The organism is Streptacidiphilus jeojiense, from assembly GCF_000719095.1.
Lineage (GTDB): Bacteria > Actinomycetota > Actinomycetes > Streptomycetales > Streptomycetaceae > Streptacidiphilus > Streptacidiphilus jeojiensis.
Map to the genome: position 1 here is coordinate 90,734 of NZ_JOEH01000004.1, position 17,028 is coordinate 107,761.

Sequence of the window (17,028 nt, forward strand, 5' to 3'; positions counted from 1 at the left end):
CGCTGTCTAGGATGATGGGATGCCGACACCCCCGAGCCCCGTCGAGAACCCGCGCCGCCAGCAGATCCGGCGCGAAGCCGCACGTCTGTTCGCCGCGCGTGGCTTCCTCGGGGTCGGCGTGGACGAGATCGGCCGCGCCGTCGGCATCTCCGGGCCCGGCCTCTACCGGCACTTCGCCGGCAAGGACGCCATGCTCGCCGATCTGCTCGTCGGCATCAGCGAACGGCTGCTGGACGAGGGCCGCCGCCGGGTCGACGAGGCCGCGGACGCCCGGGCCGCGCTGGACGCGCTGCTGCAGGGCCACATCGACTTCGCCCTGGACGAGAGCGCACTGATCACCCTGCACGACCGCGAGCTGCTGCACCTGCCGGACGAGGAGCGGCACCGGGTCCGCAGTCTGCAGCGCCAGTACGTGGAGCTCTGGGTCACCGTCGCCGGGGACAGCTTCCCCGGTCTCGGCAAGGACGCCCGGGCCGCCGTCCACGCCGTCTTCGGCCTGCTCAACTCGACGCCCCACAGTGCGGCGGGCCAGAGCGGCGACGCCGCGGACCGCACCGCGATGGCGGCCCTGCTGCACCGCCTGGCGCTGGGTGCGCTGGGTGCGGCGGCGCAGGCGGCTGAGGCCTGACCGGCCGTCAGTCCGCCGTCGGTCCGCTGCCGGCCCGCCGTCGGTCCGCCGGGTGACCTCGGGGAACAGACGGCGCCCCGGGAATGCTGTGAGTACCAGCAGTGGCCGTCGCGATCGGGTCGTCCGTCGAAGCGTCGTACGTCGAAACTTGGTGGACGACCCACCGCCATACAGTTAGCATCGCTAAATATGCCCAAGGCTCAAAAGTCTCCTGCCGTTGATACGGCTGCCCCGGCCGCACCGATAGCCCCCGGCTGGCTGCGGCGGCTCAGCTCGTACTGCTGGCGCTACCGGCGCAACGTGCTGCTCTCCTTCGGCGCCTCGCTGCTCGGGATGGCGGTCAGCGCCCTGGTCCCGCTGATCCCGCGTCTGATCATCGACGATGTGATCACCACCCACAGCAAGCCGCTGGCCCCCTGGGCGTTCGCCCTGATCGGGGCGGCGGTACTGGTCTTCGTGCTGACCCTGGTCCGCCGCTACTGGGGCGGCCGGCTGGCCCTGGACGTGCAGCACGACCTGCGCCTGGACCTGTTCCAGTCGCTCTCCCGCCTGGACGGCACCCGGCAGGACAGCCTGGACACCGGCCAGGTGGTCGGCCGGGCCACCTCCGACCTGCAGATGATCCAGGGCCTGCTGTCGATGCTGCCGATGATGACCGGCAACTTCCTGCTCTTCCTGCTCTCGATCGTGGTGATGCTCTTCCTGTCGCCGCTGCTCACCCTGATCGCCCTGGCGATGGCCCCGGCGCTGTGGTGGTTCGCCACCCTCAGCCGGAAGAAGCTCTTCCCGGCGACCTGGACCGCGCAGCAGGAGGCGGGTGCGGTCGCCGGCGCCGTCGACGGCGCGGTGTCCGGCGTGCGGGTGGTCAAGGGCTTCGGCCAGGAGGAGCAAGAGCTGAACCGGCTGGAGCGGGCCAGCCGCCGGCTGTTCGCGATGCGGCTGCGCAGCATCAGGCTCAGCGCCCGCTACAGCCCCGCGATGCAGGCGATCCCCGCGCTCGGCCAGGTCGCGGTGCTCGCCCTGGGCGGCTGGCTGGCGGTGCGCGGCGAGGTCACCCTGGGCACCTTCGTCGCCTTCTCCACCTATGTCGCGCAGATGACCGCGCCGGTGCGGATGCTCACCATGCTGCTCACCGTGGGCCAGCAGGCCCGCGCCAGCGTGGAGCGGGTGTTCCAGCTCATCGACGAGCGCCCGGTGGTCACGGAGCGCCCGGACGCCGTGGAACTGGACCCCGCCGAGATCGAGGCCACGGAGCCCGGCCCGGTCGCGGCCGGGTCCGCCGCCGTCACCCCCGCGCTGGCCTTCGAGCACGTCGACTTCGGCTACGGCGGTTCCACCGAGCCGGTCCTCAGCGACCTCAGCCTGGCCCTCGCCCCGGGCGAGACGGTGGCCCTGGTCGGGGCCTCGGGCTCGGGCAAGTCCACCGTCGGCATGCTGGTCCCGCGCTTCTACGACGCCAGTGCCGGCCGGGTCCTGGTGCACGGCCACGACGTCCGCGACCTGACGCTGCGTTCGCTGCGCTCCGCCATCGGCATCGTGCCCGAGGACAGCTTCCTGTTCTCGGAGTCGGTGCACACCAACATCGGCTACGGGCGCCCGGACGCGTCCCGCGACGAGGTCGAGGCGGCCGCCCGGGCGGCCCAGGCGGACGGGTTCATCCGCGAACTGCCGGACGGCTACGACACCGTGGTCGGCGAGCAGGGCCTCACCCTCTCCGGCGGCCAGCGCCAGCGGGTCGCGCTGGCCCGGGCGATCCTCGCCGACCCCCGGATCCTGCTCCTGGACGACGCCACCTCGGCCGTCGACGCCCAGGTGGAGGCGGAGATCCACGAAGCCCTGCGGACCGTGATGAGCGGCCGCACCACACTGCTGATCGCCCACCGCCGGTCCACGCTCCAGCTCGCCGACCGGATCGCGGTGCTGGACCGCGGCCGCCTGGTCGACATCGGCACCCATCAGGAGCTGGACGCCCGCTGTCCGCTCTACCGCTCGCTGCTCACCGACCCCGACGCGCTGGCCGGCGACATCCGCACGGCCGACCCGGTCGCCAGCCTGCTCGCCGAGGTGGCGGACGCCGGGGACCAGCCCGGTAGCACCGCCGCGGACTCCGGAGCCGATGGAGTCCACGGCGACCACGGCGACCACGGAGTCCACGCAGTCGGCGCGGTCACCCCGGAACTGTGGGACCGCGTGCGCTTCCCCGAGCCCGACTCCGACGCCCTGGGCCGCGGTTCCGGCGCTGCGGGACAGGCCGGTGCCGGCCACGGCGGCGCCGGCGGAGTACACGGGGCCATGGGCGGCATGCCGGCCACCCCCGAACTGCTGGCCAGGGTCGCCGCGCTGCCCCCCGCTGACGGCGTCCCCGACATCGACCTGGACGAGGCCCGGCGCCCCGATCCGCAGTTCAACCTCCGCCGGATGCTGGCCCCGTTCCGCAGGCCGCTGCTACTGGCCCTGCTGCTGGTCACCCTGGACGCGCTGGCCTCGCTCTCGCTGCCGATCCTGATCCGCCACGGCATCGACGAGGGCGTCACCAAGGCGGCCTCCGGAGCGGTCGCGGCGGCCTCGCTGACCGCCCTGGCCATCGTGCTGCTGGACTGGCTGGTGCAGGCCACCGAGACGCAGGTCAGCGGACGTACCGGCGAGCGGGTGCTGTACTCGCTGCGGATCAGGATCTTCGCGCATCTGCAGCGCCTGGGCCTGGACTACTACGAGCGCGAGCTCGGCGGCCGGATCATGACCCGGATGACCACCGACGTGGACGCGCTCAGCTCCTTCCTGCAGACCGGTGTGGTCACCGCGGTGGTCAGCCTGCTGACCTTCTTCGGGATCTTCGTCGTGCTGCTGGTGCTCGACGTGCAGTTGGCGCTGTACGTCTTCGCCGTGCTGCCGGTCCTGGTGCTCACCACGCTGGTCTTCCGCAAGAAGTCCTCGGCCACCTACAAGCTGGCCCGGGAGAAGGTCAGCACGGTCAACGCCGACCTCCAGGAGAACGTCGCCGGCATGCGCATCGTGCAGGCGTTCCTGCGCGAGGACCGCAACCGGGCCCGCTTCGCCGAGCGCAGCAGCGACTACCGCACCACCAGGGTCCGGGCGCAGCTCTACATCTCGCTCTACTTCCCCTTCGTCCAGTTCCTGTCCAGCGTCGCCGCGGCGCTGGTGCTGATCGCCGGGGCGCACCGGGTGGACGCCGGGACGCTCACCACCGGCGCGCTGGTCGCCTACCTGCTCTACATCGACCTGTTCTTCTCGCCGGTGCAGCAGTTGTCGCAGGTGTTCGACGGCTACCAGCAGGCGGCGGTCGGTCTCAGCCGGATCCGCGAGCTGCTGCGCACGCCGACCTCGACCCCGCAGGCAGCGGACCCGAGGCCGGTCGGGCGGCTGCGCGGGGACGTCCACTTCGACGACGTCCACTTCAGCTACACCGGTCTGGACGCCGGCGCCGACAACACCGAAGGGCGCGCCGCCGGGTCCCGCAAGCCCGAGGTCATCGCCGGCCTCAACCTGCACATCCCCGCAGGCCAGAACGTCGCCCTCGTCGGCGAGACCGGGGCGGGCAAGTCCACGGTGGTCAAGCTGCTGGCCCGGTTCTACGACGTCACCGGCGGCGCGGTCCGGGTGGACGGGACCGATCTGCGCGCCTTCGACCTGACCGGTTACCGGCACCGCCTCGGCGTGGTCCCGCAGGAGGCCTACCTCTTCGCCGGGACGGTCCGCGACGCCATCGCCTACGGCCGTCCCGGCGCGAGCGACGCCGAGGTGGAGGCCGCCGCGCGTTCGGTGGGCGCGCACCAGATGATCGCGGGTCTCTCCGGCGGCTACCTGCACCGGGTCAGCGAGCGGGGCCGCAACCTGTCCGCGGGGCAGCGCCAGCTGATCGCGCTGGCCAGGGCGGAGCTGGTCGATCCGGACCTGCTGCTGCTGGACGAGGCGACCGCGGCGCTGGACCTGGCCACCGAGGCTGCCGTCAACCGGGCCGCCGACCGGCTGGCCCAGCGCGAGAACGGCCGCGGTCGCAGGACCACGATCGTCATCGCGCACCGGCTCAGCACGGCCGCCCGGGCGGACCGGGTGGTGGTGCTGGACCACGGCCGGGTGGTCGAGGACGGACCGCACGAGGAACTGCTGGCCATGGGCGGGGCGTACGCCCGGCTCTGGCACGCCTTCGCGGGCGAGGAGGAGCCCGCCGCGGCACACTGACGGACAGTCACCTGGGAGCTGGCTGAAAAGAGCGCGTTTGGGCAGGTCAAACCCCTGTTCGGCAGATGGACGGCCGTTCGGTGAAGCATGCTGGCGTATCTCCTGTCGCCGGACGAACGTGCGCTTCACTCGGTCAACCCCCGTCGCAAGGGTCCGTCCATGTCTGCGCGCTCCGTCACGCCTTCACTGACCATGCTCTTCTCCGCCGGCTATCTGGCCCCCTACCTGCTGCCGACGCTGGTCGGACGACTCACGGCCGACTACCGGCTCGCGCCGACCCCGGCCGGGGCCATCGGCAGCGCCCTGCTGCTGGCCTCGGCCGTCGCCGGGCTGACGCTGATGTCCAGGGGCGCGGCGAACGGTGCCGTCGGCAAGGCCCGGGTCGGCCTGGCCCTGGTCGTCGTCGGCTTCGGCCTGGCCGCGGTCGCCCCGGCCGGCTCGCTGCCGCTGCTGGTCCTCGGCTGCCTGCTGGGCGGTGCCGGATCGGGGACGGTGGCCGCGGTCGCCACCGCGGGCATCGCCGGGCAGCGGGACCCGCACCGGATCTCGGTCCACGGGCTGCTGCTGGCTTCGAGCGTGGCCGTCGCCCTCTACCTGATCCTGCCTCAACTCGGCGGCGGCCACTGGCTGCCCTTCGCCTGCATCGCGGGATGGGGTGCGCTCGCCCTGCTCTGGACCGGAGGGCTGGCCGAGCGCCAGGCCGGGCCGCCCTCCCCGGCGACCGGACCGGTGCGCCGGTCGGGACCGCTTCCCGCGCGTGCCGCCGGAGTGACCCTGGCCTGCTGCATCCTGTTCTGGTCGATGGCCCAGAACGCCCTGTGGGGGGTCAGCGGACGGATCGGGCTGAACCGGGTCGGCCTGGCCGAGGCGCCGCTCGGCCTGGTCTTCGCCCTGGCCCTCGGGGCCGGGCTGCTCGGCATCGCCGCCGCGGGCTCGCTGGGCGACCGCTTCGGGCGGACCCTGCCCATCGGGGTGGGCACCGTGGCCATCGCCGGCTTCGTGGCGATCAGCGGGGCCGCACACTCCGCGGCCCCCTTCGCGCTGGGGGAGATCGCCTGGAACGCCGTCTACCCCTTCGTTCTGAGCCATCTGTTCGGCCTCGCCGCACGCCTGGACGGGGAGGGCCGCTGGGCGATACTGATCGGCTCCGCCACCGCCCTGGGCGTCGCCTGCGGGCCGATCGCCGGAACCGTGCTGTCGGTGGACGCCGGATTCCCGGTGATGGGACTGGTGCTCGCGGCGGTGCTGCTGCTGGTGGCGCTGCCGATGGCGGTGGTCGCCCGCGGCACCGAGCCGCGGGCACTCAACCCCTCCGCCTGACCCGGATCACGGCGACAGGGTGCGCGCTGTCGGGGATCACGCCGCCGGGGATCACGGCGCCGGCCAGACCGCGGTCCGCAGCCCGCGCTGCCCGGCGGCCCAGGCCGTGGCACAGGCCAGCAGCGAGCCCAGCACCAGCAGCGCCCCGGTGCCGCCGAGGTACTGCAGCAGCAGACCGCCGAGCCCGCTGCCGAGCGGCACCCCCAGCCCCATCAGCGACATCGTCGCGGCGATGGTCCGGCCCCGCAGCCCGTCCGGCACCTGACGGAAGATCAGTACGTCCAGCAGCACCATGATCGCCGGGGAGCCCAGGCTCGTCCCCAGCAGCACCAGGCCGATCTGCCAGGGCCCGGAGACCAGTCCGAGCAGCGCGACCGTCAGGGCGGCCCAGCCGGAGGCCGCCAGCAGCAGCGTCCCCGGGCGGAACCGGCGGTGCAGCGGGCGCACCAGGGCGGCCCCGATCAGCCCGCCGACCGCGGAGCCGGCCAGCGCCAGGCCGATCGACCAGGACGGCGCGGAATGGCGGTGCAGCTGGTAGACGGCGGCCAGGGTCAGCGGGACGCCGGCGACGTTGAAGGCGAACAGCAGCACCACCACCGGCCGCAGGGTGGCGTCCTGCCACAACGCCCTGACCCCGGCGAACATCCCGCCCCGGTGCTCCCCGCCGCGCGGGGCGCCCGAAGCACCGGCGGGGCGCACCGCGACCGCCGCGGTCAGCGACAGCACGAAGCCCAGGGAGCTGAGCAGGAACGGCAGGATCCGCGCGATGCCGTAGAGCAGTCCGCCCAGCGGCGGGCCGGTCAGCTCGGCGGTACTGACCCGGACCTCGTCCTGCGTGAGCGCCGCGCTGAGCTGCTCGGGCTCCACCACGGCGCGGACCGTGAGCATCCTGGCCGCGCCGACGAACGGCTGCGCCCCGCCGACCAGGGCGCCGACCATGAGCAGCTGCACGAAGGTGACGTGGTGCAGGGCGAAGGCCAGCGCCACGCTCGCGGTGGCGGCGACCCGGACGCTCTCGGCGGCGATCTGGATCCTGCGCCGGTCGTGACGGTCCACCAATTGTCCTGCGGGCAGCGTGCAGAGCACCGACGCCGCGGCCTGGACCAGGCCGAACACCCCGGCCAGGGCGGGTGAGCCGGTCAGCGCCAGGATGATCAGCGGATAGGCCACATCGGTCGCGTAGACGCCGATCAGGGCGGCTCCGGAGCCGACGCACAGGGTCTGGAAGCGCCAGTTGCGGAGCAGTGGGACCGACGGCGGCGCCTGGGCGGTGGTGGCGGCGGTGCTGGTACTGGACACGAAGCTCCTCCCGACTGCGTGAACGCTCACGCACACAAAACCATTCACTCTTGCGTGAATGATTGCGCAGGCGTGAGCCCCTGGCAAGATGTGGTCATGGACGGAGCGCGCGCGGCAGCAGGAGCAGCGGAGGAGACCCGCACGGCGGTGCCGGGCGTGCGGGTGGTGGACGACACCGACACCCTCAAGGCCCTCGCCGATCCGCTGCGGGTCACCATCCTGCGGGTGATGATGGACCGCGCGGCCCAGGGCCTGCGCGGCTGGACCGCCAAGGAGCTCGCGGCCGAACTCAGGGAGCCGCAGACCAAGTTGTACCGGCACCTCAAGCAGTTGGAGGAGCGCGGACTGCTCCGGGTGGCCGAGACCCGGGTGGTCTCCGGCATCACCGAGCAGCGCTATGTCGCCGGGCAGACCACCCTGGAGTTCAGCAGGGACTTCCTGGACACCCGGGCCGACCGGGACGACCAGGCCGAGGCCTTCGGCGCCGCGATCGACAGCTTCCGGCGGCAGTACCTGGCGGCGGCGCGCGGTGGTCGCCTGGACCCGCAGGGCACGGAGGCCCTGCGCAGGCCGCTGATGATGCTCGGGGACGTACGCGTCTCGCCGGGGCGTGCGGCGCGGTTCCGGGACCGGCTCTCCGCGCTGATCGCCGAGTACCTGGACGAGGAGGACGATGCGGACGGTATCCCGCTGAACGTCCTGATCGCGGTCTACTCCGAGAACACCGCGTCCGGTTGACCGCGGCCGACCCGGGTTCGAGGGCGATCCCTCCGGGGAGGAGAGGTGGATGGAGGAGGACGACGAGGGGCCGCTCACGCCCCTGGACCAACTGCTGTGCCCGCCGGACGTGGCGATTGAGTCGATGAACAGCCTGGCCGATGAGATGCTTGGCCCCTTGCGTGAACGGGGATCGGGGCACGGGGGAGCGGCGATGGCGTCGGGCGGTCAGGGCGGTCAGAACGGTCAGGGGGCGAACGGAGTGCAGGGCCGCCCGGTCGGCGGGGTCGCGGGCACCGGGAGGAGCGGCGGGCGGGCCTATCTCGCCCAGCAGTACACCGAGGTGGCCGAGGACGCCGAGCAGCGCCTGGAGGAACTGCTCGCGCTGGCCGCCGAGCCGTCCCCGGCCGTGGACTTCGATGCGCTGCGCCGCAGTTACGAGCCCCGGCCGCTGCCCGCCGACGCCGTGGTCGAGCCGCCGCGCTGGGCCGACTACGCACCGGACCCGGGCCAGGTCAGCTCCGAGGCGCCAGGACGCCCCCTGCTCAGCGGCCCCTACCAGCAGATCCTGGCCGAGGCCCGGTTGAAGCACCAGCGCGCCCTGCGCGAGTACCGGCACCAGGAACGGGACCTGCGCGCCCAGGCGGAGCAGGCCCGGCTCGCGCACGAGCAGGAGGAGCAGCAGCGCGCCCGCAGCGTGCGCGAGTACAACGAGCGCCTGGAGGGCTACCGCAGGTCCTACGAGGAGGGCCACCCCGCCGCCGTCGAATCGGTGCTGGAACGGGCGCTGGCCGCGGCCGGCCGGCTGCCGGGGCTGGAGGTCCCGGCCCGGGTCAGCTACCGCGAACTGACCCGGACCGCCGTGGTCGACCTGGTACTGCCCGGGCCCGCGGTGGTCCCCGCCGCGCTGCGGTTCCAGGTGGCGCCGGACGGGGGCGTGGAGGCCGTGCCCCGGCCCCGGAACGAGTGCCTGGCCCGCTACCGCCAGTTGACGGCCCGTCTGGTGCTGCGCGCACTGGACGCGCTGCTGGCCGCCGACACCGAGTCCCGGCTGGACGGGATCGTCGTCAACGGCCGCGCGGTGACGGCGGAGGCGGGGGAGTCCTGCCTGGTCAGCGTGGACGCGCGGCGCGAGGACCTGTTCGCCGGATCGCTGCTGCCGGACACCGACGCCGAGGCAGTCGAGCGGCTGTCCGAGCTGACCTGCGTGCTCTCCACGGACCCGTTCGCCCCGGTGCCGGTGCCGCCGTTCGCGATCGGCCGTTCCGGACCCCCGGCTCCCGAGGAACTGTCCCCGGGTGAGTTCACCGCGCTGATCGCCGAACTGTTCGAACAGATGGGACTGGAGGACTGGGAGCTCCAGCTGCGCGGCAGGGACGGGCTGCTGGCCTTCGCCCAGGGGGACGGCCGCGGGTTCAGCACCGAGCGGCACGTGGTGTTCGCGGCCCGCCGTCCGATGACGGTGGGGGCCGACGCGGTACGGGACGTGGCCGAGGTGGTCGCGGACGAGGGAGCCGCGGGCGGCATCTGGGCGACCACCGGCAGCTTCGAGGCGGACGCCGTGGTCGCGGCCGCGGCCTGCCCCGAGCTCAGGCTGATCGACGGCGGCGAACTGCGCGCCCTGGTCCGCGCGCATCTCGGCGCTGAGCTGGGCGGTTGACCGTCCTATCGCTCGTCGGCCCGGGGGCTGTCACGCTGTAGCCATGGGCTTCGCTTTTCTGGACCGTTGGCGCACACGGCGTGACCCGGGGACCGCCGGTCCTTCCGGGACGCCCGACCCCGGCACCCTGGACGAGATGCTGTCCGAGTGCGCGATGCTGCGCGAGCAGGCCTCCGACGCCGGTCTGGTGCTGGACGACTCGGCCGCCTCGCTGCAGGCGCTGGACCAGTTGATGCCCGGATGGCGGGACGATCCGGACCCGGAGACCTCCGAGGGGCTCGGCCACGACGCCGGCCTGTACCTCGGCACCGTGATCGTCCACAGCATCGACGGCGCCCGCTGGCAGCAGCTGCCCGACGGCCGACCGGTGGTGGTGCTGGCGAGCGGACGCGAACTGGACGTGGTGGCGATGGGCCAGGGCTGGGCGGCCGAGGGCTCGCCCGAACTCTCGGCGGTCTACACGGAACTCGACAGCGGCTGAGCGCGGCTGGGCCGGCCGGGACCCCTCCCGGCTACCGGCCGCTGCGCACCGACACCGCGCAGGCCACCTGGACCGGGGAGCCCGGGTTGTGCACCGTGATGTACGCCGTGGTGCCGTTCGGGCAGTCGACGTTGCGGGCGACCAGCCCGATGACCCGGTAGTCGGGCCGGTCGGCTCCGGTGGCGTCGCAGGCGGTCTCCCGCAGGGTGCCGCCGCCGGTGTCCTCCATGCAGTCGCCGACGACGATCCCGAAGCCGCCCCCGCCGCCCGGGTCCCCGGGATGCGGTGCGTGCAGGTTGCGCAGACAGGCGACACCGGTGACCTGGCCCTTCGAGCCGGTGGTCGCCGCGGCGTCGGTGCCGATGCTGGTGATCTGCAGGGCGAAGTCGGTGCCGCTCGGGCAGGAGGTGGCGGGCGTTCCCGCGGCCTGCCGCCGGATCACGACGGCGGACGCGGCACTGCTGCCGCAGTCGACCTGGCTGTAGGAGGCGCCCGCGGACCCGGTGACGGTCGCGACGCAGGCGCCGACCGGAAGGAAGGCGGCGGGGGCCGCCGAGGTCGCGGAATCCGCACCGGACCGGGCGGCGGCGGAGGCGCTGGTGGCGGCGTCGCTGAGCCGGGTGCCCCGGGAGACGGTGGCTGCGGACCGGCCGGTTGAGGCGCCAGGGGACGGACGTGCGCCGGCGGTGCGCTGCCCGGAGGCCGCGCCTGAGGCCGACGCGCGCCTGCCGGAACCGGAACGCGCCGCGCCGGGCCGGTCGGAGCCGGTCGACGGTCCCTGCGGTACCAGGCTCACCTCGACCCGGGACGAACCCGCCCCGGTGCCGCCGACGTGTCCGACCGCGCAGCCGGCGCCCAGCGTCAGCACCGCCATGGCCAGGCCCAGCAGCAGACCGGGTGTCAGCAACCGTGCCCCTGCCCGTCCCTGCCGCCGTCCCCGCCCTGCTCCCCCTGGCGCAACCCCGACCATGGCCCCCGCCCCCCTGCGGTTGATGCCCCCCGACAGCGTACGCAGCACCGTACGGTCCGGTAAGTACGTCGGCGGTGACCCGTCCGGCGCAGTTCGGGGCGCGCGGGAGTGCGGGGTCGCGCACGATTGCGGTGAGGGCGCGGGTTGGGCCACTCCCGAGGGCGGCGGCGACTGGGCAGGGCGCCGCCGCCCTCCCGCTCGTGCGGACGCCTCCCGCTCGTGCGGACGCAGCTGAGGACACCGGCCGGGTCGCGGGTGCGGGCGCACTCCCGGGGCCAGGTACGATCCTACTAACGATAAGCATTATCATTACCGCTTGCTGGGAACGACGCACGGGACCACCCGCTTGCGCGCAGCGGGACGCGATGAGAGCGAGCGTGCGGGAATGCCGGTTCTGGTGGCCGCTGGGGCCTTCCTGATGACCTTGGTGGGCGGCCTGGTGGCCGGGAAGGTCGGCGACAAGCGCCATCTGGTGCTGGGCCTCGCGGCCGGACTGATGCTCGGGGTGGTCGGGTTCGACCTCCTTCCGGAGGCGCTGGACGCGGCGCCGAGCCACCTGTGGGGCGTTCCGCAGGGACTGCTGATGTTCGTGCTGGGCTTCCTGGTGCTGCACGTGGTGGAGCGTTCGGTGGCGATCCACCGGGCCCACGAGGCCGAGTACGCGGCACACCAGCACGGGCACCAGCACGGAACGGCACCGGCGCCGGCGCCCTCCGACTTCACCGGGCACAGCCACGGCCGGAGCGAGAAGCTGGGACTCGCCGCTGCCTCCGCGCTGTGCCTGCACAGCGTGATGGACGGGTTCGCGATCGGCGCGGCCTTCCAGGTCGGCGACTCCTTCGGGACCGTGGTCGCGATCGCGGTGATCGCCCACGACTTCGCCGACGGCTTCAACACGTACACCATCACCAGGCTCTACGGGAACGACCGGCGCCGTGCGCTGATCCTGCTGGGCTGTGACGCGGTGGCCCCGGTACTGGGCGCGGGGATCACCCTGCTGTTCACCATCCCGGAGCATGTCGTCGGCCTCTACCTGGGCTTCTTCTCCGGCTTCCTGATGTACCTGGCGACCTCGGACATCCTCCCCGAGGCGCACAGCCCGCACCCCTCCCGCTCCACCCTGCTCTGCACCATCGCCGGCGCCGGCTTCATGTGGCTGGTCATCGGCCTGGCCAACTAGCGGGAGCGGGGCGCCGCCTCCGGCACCGGCTCGCACGCCGGCTCCGATGCTGGCTCGGACGCCGGTTCGGGGGCCGAGACCCGCTGCGGCCAGTGCTCCTTGAGAGTGTCCAGGGCCGCGGCGATGGCAGGACGCCGGGAGGCGTGCTGCCGCCAGAGCGCGAACACCCGGCGGCTGGGCGCGGGGTGCACCGGTCGCGCCACCACCGAGCCCGGCAGCGTCCCGCGGCCCAGCCGGGGGACCAGGCCCAGGCCGAGGCCCGCCGCGATCAGCGCGATCTGGGTCTCGAACTCGCCGACGTGGTAGCGGATGTCCGGTTCCTGCCCGGCCTCGCGCATGGTCCGCACCAGCCAGTCGTGGCAGATGTTGCCGGCCGGCACGCTCACCCAGGGGCGCCCCGCCATGGCCTCCACCGGCAGTACCGGCAGCGCGGCCAGCGGGTCGTCGGCCGGGAGCAGCACATCCACCGGGTCCTCGCCCAGCGGCATCCTGGCCACCCCCTCCGGCACCCCGAGCGGGGTGTTGGGCCAGTCCTGAACCACCGCCAGGTCGATCTCGCCGCGGGCGACCAGGTCGGCCATCAGATAGGGGTCGCTCTCCAGCAGGCTGAGCTCCAGCTCCGGATGGCGGGTCGCGAGGTCGGCGAGCACGCCGGGGAGCAGGCCGCGGGCCGCGGTGGCGAAGGCCGCCATCGACAGCCGCCCGGAGACCCGGCCCCGGCGCTGCTCCAGCGAGACCTCGGCCTGCTCCACCAGGGCCAGCACCTGGCGGGCGGCGCCGACCAGCTCCTGGGCCGCGTCGGTGAGCACCACGCCCCGGCCGCGCTTCTCCAGCAGTTCGGTCCTGGTCTCCCGCTCCAGCTTGGTGATCTGCTGGGACACCGCGGAGGGGGTGTAGCCGAGGGCGGCCGCGGCCGCGCCGACCGAGCCGTGCACCGCGACCGCGTGCAGCGCCCGCAGGCGCCCGAGATCCATCATGCGGACGAGCCTATGCGCATCGGCCTCGTGCCGGTCCCGTGTGCCGCCCCCGTGCGGCGCCCCGTGCGGCGGACCTGCAGCCGGTCAGCCCTGGAGCACCGCGGCCCGGTAGACGGCGGCGATGGCCGCGCCGAAGTAGGGCGAGTAGGAGATGTCGTCGGTCAGGCCGCCCGCCTGGTAGCCGCCGATGACGCCGACCACGGTGCCGCGCCCCGCTCCGGTCGGTCCGACCCCGGTCAGCAGCGGGCTGCCGCTGGTGCCTCCCGGCAGGCCGGGGCAGTCGAACTCCAGCTGGGTGGCGCTGCGGGCCCGCAGCCCGTTCCCGCAGTACACCGGGCGCTGGGTGCGGCGGGGATAGCCCACCGCCACCGCGCCGGCGGTGCGCGGGGTGCCGAAGCCGACGGCCTCCGAGCCGACTGCGTCCTGGACCCGCCGGCCGCCGGCCCCCGCTCCCGGACGGGTCGTCAGGAAGGCCACGTCGTAGTCCGGGTCGCCCTGCCTGGACCACCGGACGTCCGTGGTGACCCGGCTCACCGACCACTGCCCGTAGGGCTGGATCCCGTCGTGGTAGCCGGGGACGAAGACCATGCCGTTCCTGGCCTTGCCGGTGCCGGGGGCCACCGCGCAGTGGGCCGCCGTGACCAGCAGGTCGTGCCCGGGGCTGTCGACGACCGAGGCCGTGCAGTAGTGCCCGCCCAGGGTGCCTCCGGCGGAGTTGAACAGGGCGCCCACCCGGGGCACTCCGGCGAAGGCCACGGAAGCGGGCAGCAGGGAGGCGGGTCGTGCCGAGGCGGGCCGTGCGGAGGCGGGTAGCGCCGAGGCCGCGGCCGGGGCGGGGGCCGCAAGGGTGGTGGCCGCTATGGCGGCGGCGAGTACACCGAGCAGGGGCGCGAGCGCGGGGAAACGATGCGTCATATGACCGTATTGTTCTGACAGCTGCAGCGGGCCGCCACCGTCGGAGCGCAGCCGGGTGACGGGGCATCAGCCAATCGTTCAGCACTGCTAATGGGATCGCTGAAGAACTATTCGCTGGTGCTCAACGATCCCCGGGGTCAGGATCGGTCCATGCCTCCCCGTCATCTCGCCCTGGCCGTCGCCGTCGCAGCCGTGTGGGGCGTCAACTTCGTGGTCATCGACATCGGCCTGGCGCACTTCCCGCCGCTGCTGTTCTCCGCGCTGCGGTTCACCGTGGCGGCCGTGCCCGCGGTCTTCTTCGTCGGTCGGCCCCGGGTGCCGTGGCGCTGGGTGCTGGCGGTCGGGGTGGTGCTCGGGGTGGTGAAGTTCGGGCTGCTGTTCATCGGGATGCACGCCGGGATGCCGGCCGGGCTCAGCTCGCTGGTGCTGCAGAGCCAGGCGGTCTTCACCGCCGCCTTCGCCGCACTGCTGCTGGGTGAACGGCCGGGCCGCCGGCGGCTGGTCGGTCTCGGCGTCGGGGTGGCCGGCATCGTGCTCGCCGCCTTCGACCAGGGCTCCGCGGGCGGCGGCTCCGGGCCGATGCGGGCCTTCGCCCTGGTGGTGGCCGCCGCGGTGGCCTGGGGGCTGTCCAATGTGCTCACCCGCAAGGCCGCGCCGCCGGACCTGTTCCGCTGGATGGTCTGGGTCAGCGTGGTGCCGCCGCTCCCGCTGCTGGGCCTGTCGCTGCTGTTCGAGGGCCGCGCGGCGGACCTCGCCGCGCTGCGCTCGCTGAGCCCGGGCGGAGTGGGTGCGCTGCTCTACGTGGCTTGGGGCGCCACCCTGTTCGGCTTCGGCGCCTGGGGCTATCTGATGCGGCATCACGAGGCGACCGTGGTGGCGCCGTTCTCGCTGCTGGTGCCGGTCTTCGGGATGTCCTCGTCCTGGCTGCTGCTCGGCGAGCCGGTCACCCCGGTGGCGGGCGCTGCGGCGCTGCTGGTCATCGCCGGTATCGGGCTGTCCTCGGTCACGCCCGGCCGGTTCCGCCGGGCCCGGACTGCGGCTGCGACTGCGGGTGCGGATGCGGATGTGCATGCGGGTGCGCCTGCTCGTACGCCTCGTCCGTCAGTCGCAGCAGCCGCAGCAGCGCGGTCCGGTCGTCCGGACTGATCGGTTCGAAGTACTCGCGGGCGACCTCCCGGCGGACCTCGCCGATCCGGGCGACCATCCGCTCGCCCTCCTCGGTCAGCTGCAGCAGGATCGCCCGCCGGTCGTCGGGGTCCTGCACCCGGCCGACCAGGCCCGCCGTCTCCAGCGCGTCCACCACGGTGGTGACCGAGCGGGGCGCGATGTGCAGCCGCTCGGCCAGCTGGTTCAGCCGGATCATCTGGCCGCCGCGCTGGGCGCCCCGCGCCAGTACGTCCAGGGCGCGCCCCTGTGAGGGGGTGATGCCGAAGGGCGCCAGCCGGTTGAAGGTGCCCCGCCTGATCCGCTTGGCCGCGCGCATGACGGCGTCCGCGAGGTCGACCTCGGCGGGTACGGGGTTCGGGGCGGCCACGGGGTCTCCTGCGGGTCCTGGCGATATTGCAGAGCTTGGCTCATATTTTCCGTAAGGGCAGCCTGAGTCAACCCAGCGCCAGCTTGAAGCCCAGATGTGAGGCGGTGAAGCCCAGCCGCTCGTAGAAGCGGTGCGCATCGACCCGGCTGGTGTCGGAGGTCAGCTGGACCAGGCTCGCGCCCAGTCGCCGGGACTCCTCGACGGCGTGCTCCATCAGCCGGGTGCCCAGCCCCAGGCCCCGCTCGGTGGAGCGGACCCGCACCGCTTCGATCACGGTACGGGTCGCACCCGCGCGGGAGAGGCCGGGGATCACCGTCAGCTGCAGCGTCCCGACGACCTCGCCCCCGCGTTCGGCGACCAGCAGATGCTGGTTGGGGTCGGCCGCGAGCCGGTCGAAGGCGGCCAGATACGGCGTCAGGTCGTCGGGGGTCTCCCGGCCCGCGCCCAGCGGGTCGGCGGCGAGCAGCGCCACGATCGCCGGGACGTCCCCGACCACGGCCGGCCTGAAGAGATGATCCGTCATGATCACCAGCTTAGGCCGGGCCCGGGCCGGGGCACCGCAAGGGGTCAGGCCGGCAGCTGCGCCTCGATCGCGGCGACCACCTCGGGGGCCTCCGGCTCGGTGCGCGGGCGGAACCGGCCGACCACCTCGCCCTGCGGCGACAGCAGGAACTTCTCGAAGTTCCACTGCACGTCCCCGGCCTCGCCGTCGGCGTCCGGCGTCTGCGTCAGCTCGGCGTAGAGCGGGTGCCGGGACTCGCCGTTGACGTCGATCTTCTCCAGCAGCGGGAAGGAGACCCCGTAGGTGGTGGAGCAGAAGGTCTGGATCTCCTCGGCGCTGCCCGGCTCCTGCCCGGCGAACTGGTTGCAGGGCACCCCGAGCACGGTGAACTCGCGGTCCCCGTACTGCTGCTGGAGCCGCTCCAGGCCCGAGTACTGCGGCGTCAGACCGCACTTGGAGGCGACGTTGACCAGCAGCACCGCCTTGCCCTGGTACGCGTCGAGGGTGGTCTCCTCACCGGACAGGGTGTGCAGCGGGATGTCGTACAGGCTCATGCGGGACCTCCGTGATCGGGCACTGTCGTGTCTCGGTGACAACAGTGCCCGATCACGGGGTCTTCCCGTCCGCCCGGGGCCCCACCCCGCG

The 17,028-nt window shown here is 73.5% G+C and carries 14 protein-coding genes and 1 pseudogene; 8 read left to right on the forward strand and 7 right to left on the reverse strand.

Annotated features, from left to right (window positions below):
* Positions 1-19: 19 nt before the first annotated feature.
* The 3 genes from IF29_RS0105395 to IF29_RS0105405 all read left to right on the forward strand — a co-directional run bounded on the left by IF29_RS0105395 (position 20) and on the right by IF29_RS0105405 (position 6,148).
* Positions 20-628, forward strand: a complete 609-nt coding sequence (locus IF29_RS0105395) for an SACE_7040 family transcriptional regulator (protein WP_030250294.1) — start codon at positions 20-22, stop codon at positions 626-628.
* A 189-nt stretch (positions 629-817) separates the two neighbouring features.
* Positions 818-4,828: an ABC transporter ATP-binding protein gene (locus tag IF29_RS0105400; RefSeq protein ID WP_030250297.1), complete on the forward strand. Its 4,011-nt coding sequence runs from the start codon at positions 818-820 to the stop codon at positions 4,826-4,828.
* Positions 4,829-4,987: 159 nt separating this feature from the next.
* The gene (locus tag IF29_RS0105405) at positions 4,988-6,148 is read left to right on the forward strand and encodes a hypothetical protein (protein WP_030250300.1); all 1,161 of its coding nucleotides are present in this window, start codon (positions 4,988-4,990) and stop codon (positions 6,146-6,148) included.
* A gap of 51 nt (positions 6,149-6,199) precedes the next feature.
* Here the strand turns inward: IF29_RS0105405 and IF29_RS0105410 are convergent, their stop codons facing one another.
* Complete coding sequence (locus tag IF29_RS0105410) at positions 6,200-7,447, reverse strand: MFS transporter (protein ID WP_051724922.1); 1,248 nt, start codon at positions 7,445-7,447, stop codon at positions 6,200-6,202.
* Positions 7,448-7,543: 96 nt separating this feature from the next.
* Between IF29_RS0105410 and IF29_RS45840 the strand changes: the two genes are divergently transcribed.
* From IF29_RS45840 to IF29_RS0105425, 3 genes are read left to right on the forward strand one after another with little or no spacing between them, the layout of a single operon-like run.
* The gene (locus IF29_RS45840) at positions 7,544-8,185 is read left to right on the forward strand and encodes a winged helix-turn-helix domain-containing protein (RefSeq protein ID WP_030250306.1); all 642 of its coding nucleotides are present in this window, start codon (positions 7,544-7,546) and stop codon (positions 8,183-8,185) included.
* 49 nt (positions 8,186-8,234) lie between these two features.
* Complete coding sequence (locus IF29_RS0105420) at positions 8,235-9,824, forward strand: restriction endonuclease (RefSeq protein WP_030250309.1); 1,590 nt, start codon at positions 8,235-8,237, stop codon at positions 9,822-9,824.
* 43 nt (positions 9,825-9,867) lie between these two features.
* The gene (locus IF29_RS0105425) at positions 9,868-10,305 is read left to right on the forward strand and encodes a DUF6278 family protein (protein ID WP_030250312.1); all 438 of its coding nucleotides are present in this window, start codon (positions 9,868-9,870) and stop codon (positions 10,303-10,305) included.
* Positions 10,306-10,336: 31 nt separating this feature from the next.
* Here the strand turns inward: IF29_RS0105425 and IF29_RS43215 are convergent, their stop codons facing one another.
* Entirely contained in the window at positions 10,337-11,212 is an 876-nt protein-coding gene (locus IF29_RS43215) for a hypothetical protein (RefSeq protein ID WP_051724924.1), read from the reverse strand.
* A 448-nt stretch (positions 11,213-11,660) separates the two neighbouring features.
* Between IF29_RS43215 and IF29_RS0105435 the strand changes: the two genes are divergently transcribed.
* On the forward strand, positions 11,661-12,455 hold the full coding sequence (locus tag IF29_RS0105435) for a ZIP family metal transporter (protein ID WP_030250317.1): 795 nt from the start codon (positions 11,661-11,663) through the stop codon (positions 12,453-12,455).
* On the opposite strand, the gene IF29_RS0105440 is transcribed toward IF29_RS0105435, so the two are convergent.
* Together IF29_RS0105440 and IF29_RS0105445 are read right to left on the reverse strand one after the other, a co-directional pair.
* On the reverse strand, positions 12,452-13,432 hold the full coding sequence (locus IF29_RS0105440) for a LysR family transcriptional regulator (protein WP_063757434.1): 981 nt from the start codon (positions 13,430-13,432) through the stop codon (positions 12,452-12,454). The two genes, IF29_RS0105435 and IF29_RS0105440, sit on opposite strands and share 4 nt — an antisense overlap.
* An 84-nt stretch (positions 13,433-13,516) precedes the next feature.
* Positions 13,517-14,347 carry a trypsin-like serine peptidase gene (locus IF29_RS0105445; protein ID WP_051724925.1) on the reverse strand — a complete coding sequence of 277 codons (831 nt, stop codon included), beginning with the start codon at positions 14,345-14,347 and terminating at the stop codon, positions 13,517-13,519.
* 150 nt (positions 14,348-14,497) lie between these two features.
* On the opposite strand from IF29_RS0105445, the gene IF29_RS0105450 reads away from it, so the two are divergent.
* The gene (locus IF29_RS0105450) at positions 14,498-15,493 is read left to right on the forward strand and encodes an EamA family transporter (RefSeq protein ID WP_051724926.1); all 996 of its coding nucleotides are present in this window, start codon (positions 14,498-14,500) and stop codon (positions 15,491-15,493) included.
* A 124-nt stretch (positions 15,494-15,617) separates the two neighbouring features.
* Here IF29_RS0105450 and IF29_RS48760 read toward each other — a convergent pair.
* From IF29_RS48760 to IF29_RS0105465, 3 genes and pseudogenes are all read right to left on the reverse strand, one after another.
* Positions 15,618-16,019: pseudogene (locus IF29_RS48760) on the reverse strand (MarR family winged helix-turn-helix transcriptional regulator); the annotation flags it as partial.
* A complete protein-coding gene (locus IF29_RS0105460) occupies positions 15,949-16,404 on the reverse strand; it encodes a GNAT family N-acetyltransferase (protein WP_030250331.1) in 456 nt (151 codons plus the stop codon). The pseudogene IF29_RS48760 and the gene IF29_RS0105460, both read right to left, overlap by 71 nt.
* 44 nt (positions 16,405-16,448) lie before the next feature.
* Positions 16,449-16,937: a glutathione peroxidase gene (locus IF29_RS0105465; RefSeq protein ID WP_030250333.1), complete on the reverse strand. Its 489-nt coding sequence runs from the start codon at positions 16,935-16,937 to the stop codon at positions 16,449-16,451.
* Positions 16,938-17,028 lie beyond the last annotated feature (91 nt).

Bases quoted from the DNA above. Each gene is read 5' to 3' on its own strand.
- IF29_RS0105395 (WP_030250294.1), top strand. From the start codon at position 20: ATGCCGACACCCCCGAGCCCCGTCGAGAACCCGCGCCGCCAGCAGATC.
- IF29_RS0105400 (WP_030250297.1), top strand. From the start codon at position 818: ATGCCCAAGGCTCAAAAGTCTCCTGCCGTTGATACGGCTGCCCCGGCC.
- IF29_RS0105405 (WP_030250300.1), top strand. From the start codon at position 4,988: ATGTCTGCGCGCTCCGTCACGCCTTCACTGACCATGCTCTTCTCCGCC.
- IF29_RS45840 (WP_030250306.1), top strand. From the start codon at position 7,544: ATGGACGGAGCGCGCGCGGCAGCAGGAGCAGCGGAGGAGACCCGCACG.
- IF29_RS0105420 (WP_030250309.1), top strand. From the start codon at position 8,235: ATGGAGGAGGACGACGAGGGGCCGCTCACGCCCCTGGACCAACTGCTG.
- IF29_RS0105425 (WP_030250312.1), top strand. From the start codon at position 9,868: ATGGGCTTCGCTTTTCTGGACCGTTGGCGCACACGGCGTGACCCGGGG.
- IF29_RS0105435 (WP_030250317.1), top strand. From the start codon at position 11,661: ATGCCGGTTCTGGTGGCCGCTGGGGCCTTCCTGATGACCTTGGTGGGC.
- IF29_RS0105440 (WP_063757434.1), bottom strand. From the start codon at position 13,432: ATGATGGATCTCGGGCGCCTGCGGGCGCTGCACGCGGTCGCGGTGCAC.
- IF29_RS0105445 (WP_051724925.1), bottom strand. From the start codon at position 14,347: ATGACGCATCGTTTCCCCGCGCTCGCGCCCCTGCTCGGTGTACTCGCC.
- IF29_RS0105450 (WP_051724926.1), top strand. From the start codon at position 14,498: ATGCCTCCCCGTCATCTCGCCCTGGCCGTCGCCGTCGCAGCCGTGTGG.
- IF29_RS0105460 (WP_030250331.1), bottom strand. From the start codon at position 16,404: ATGACGGATCATCTCTTCAGGCCGGCCGTGGTCGGGGACGTCCCGGCG.
- IF29_RS0105465 (WP_030250333.1), bottom strand. From the start codon at position 16,937: ATGAGCCTGTACGACATCCCGCTGCACACCCTGTCCGGTGAGGAGACC.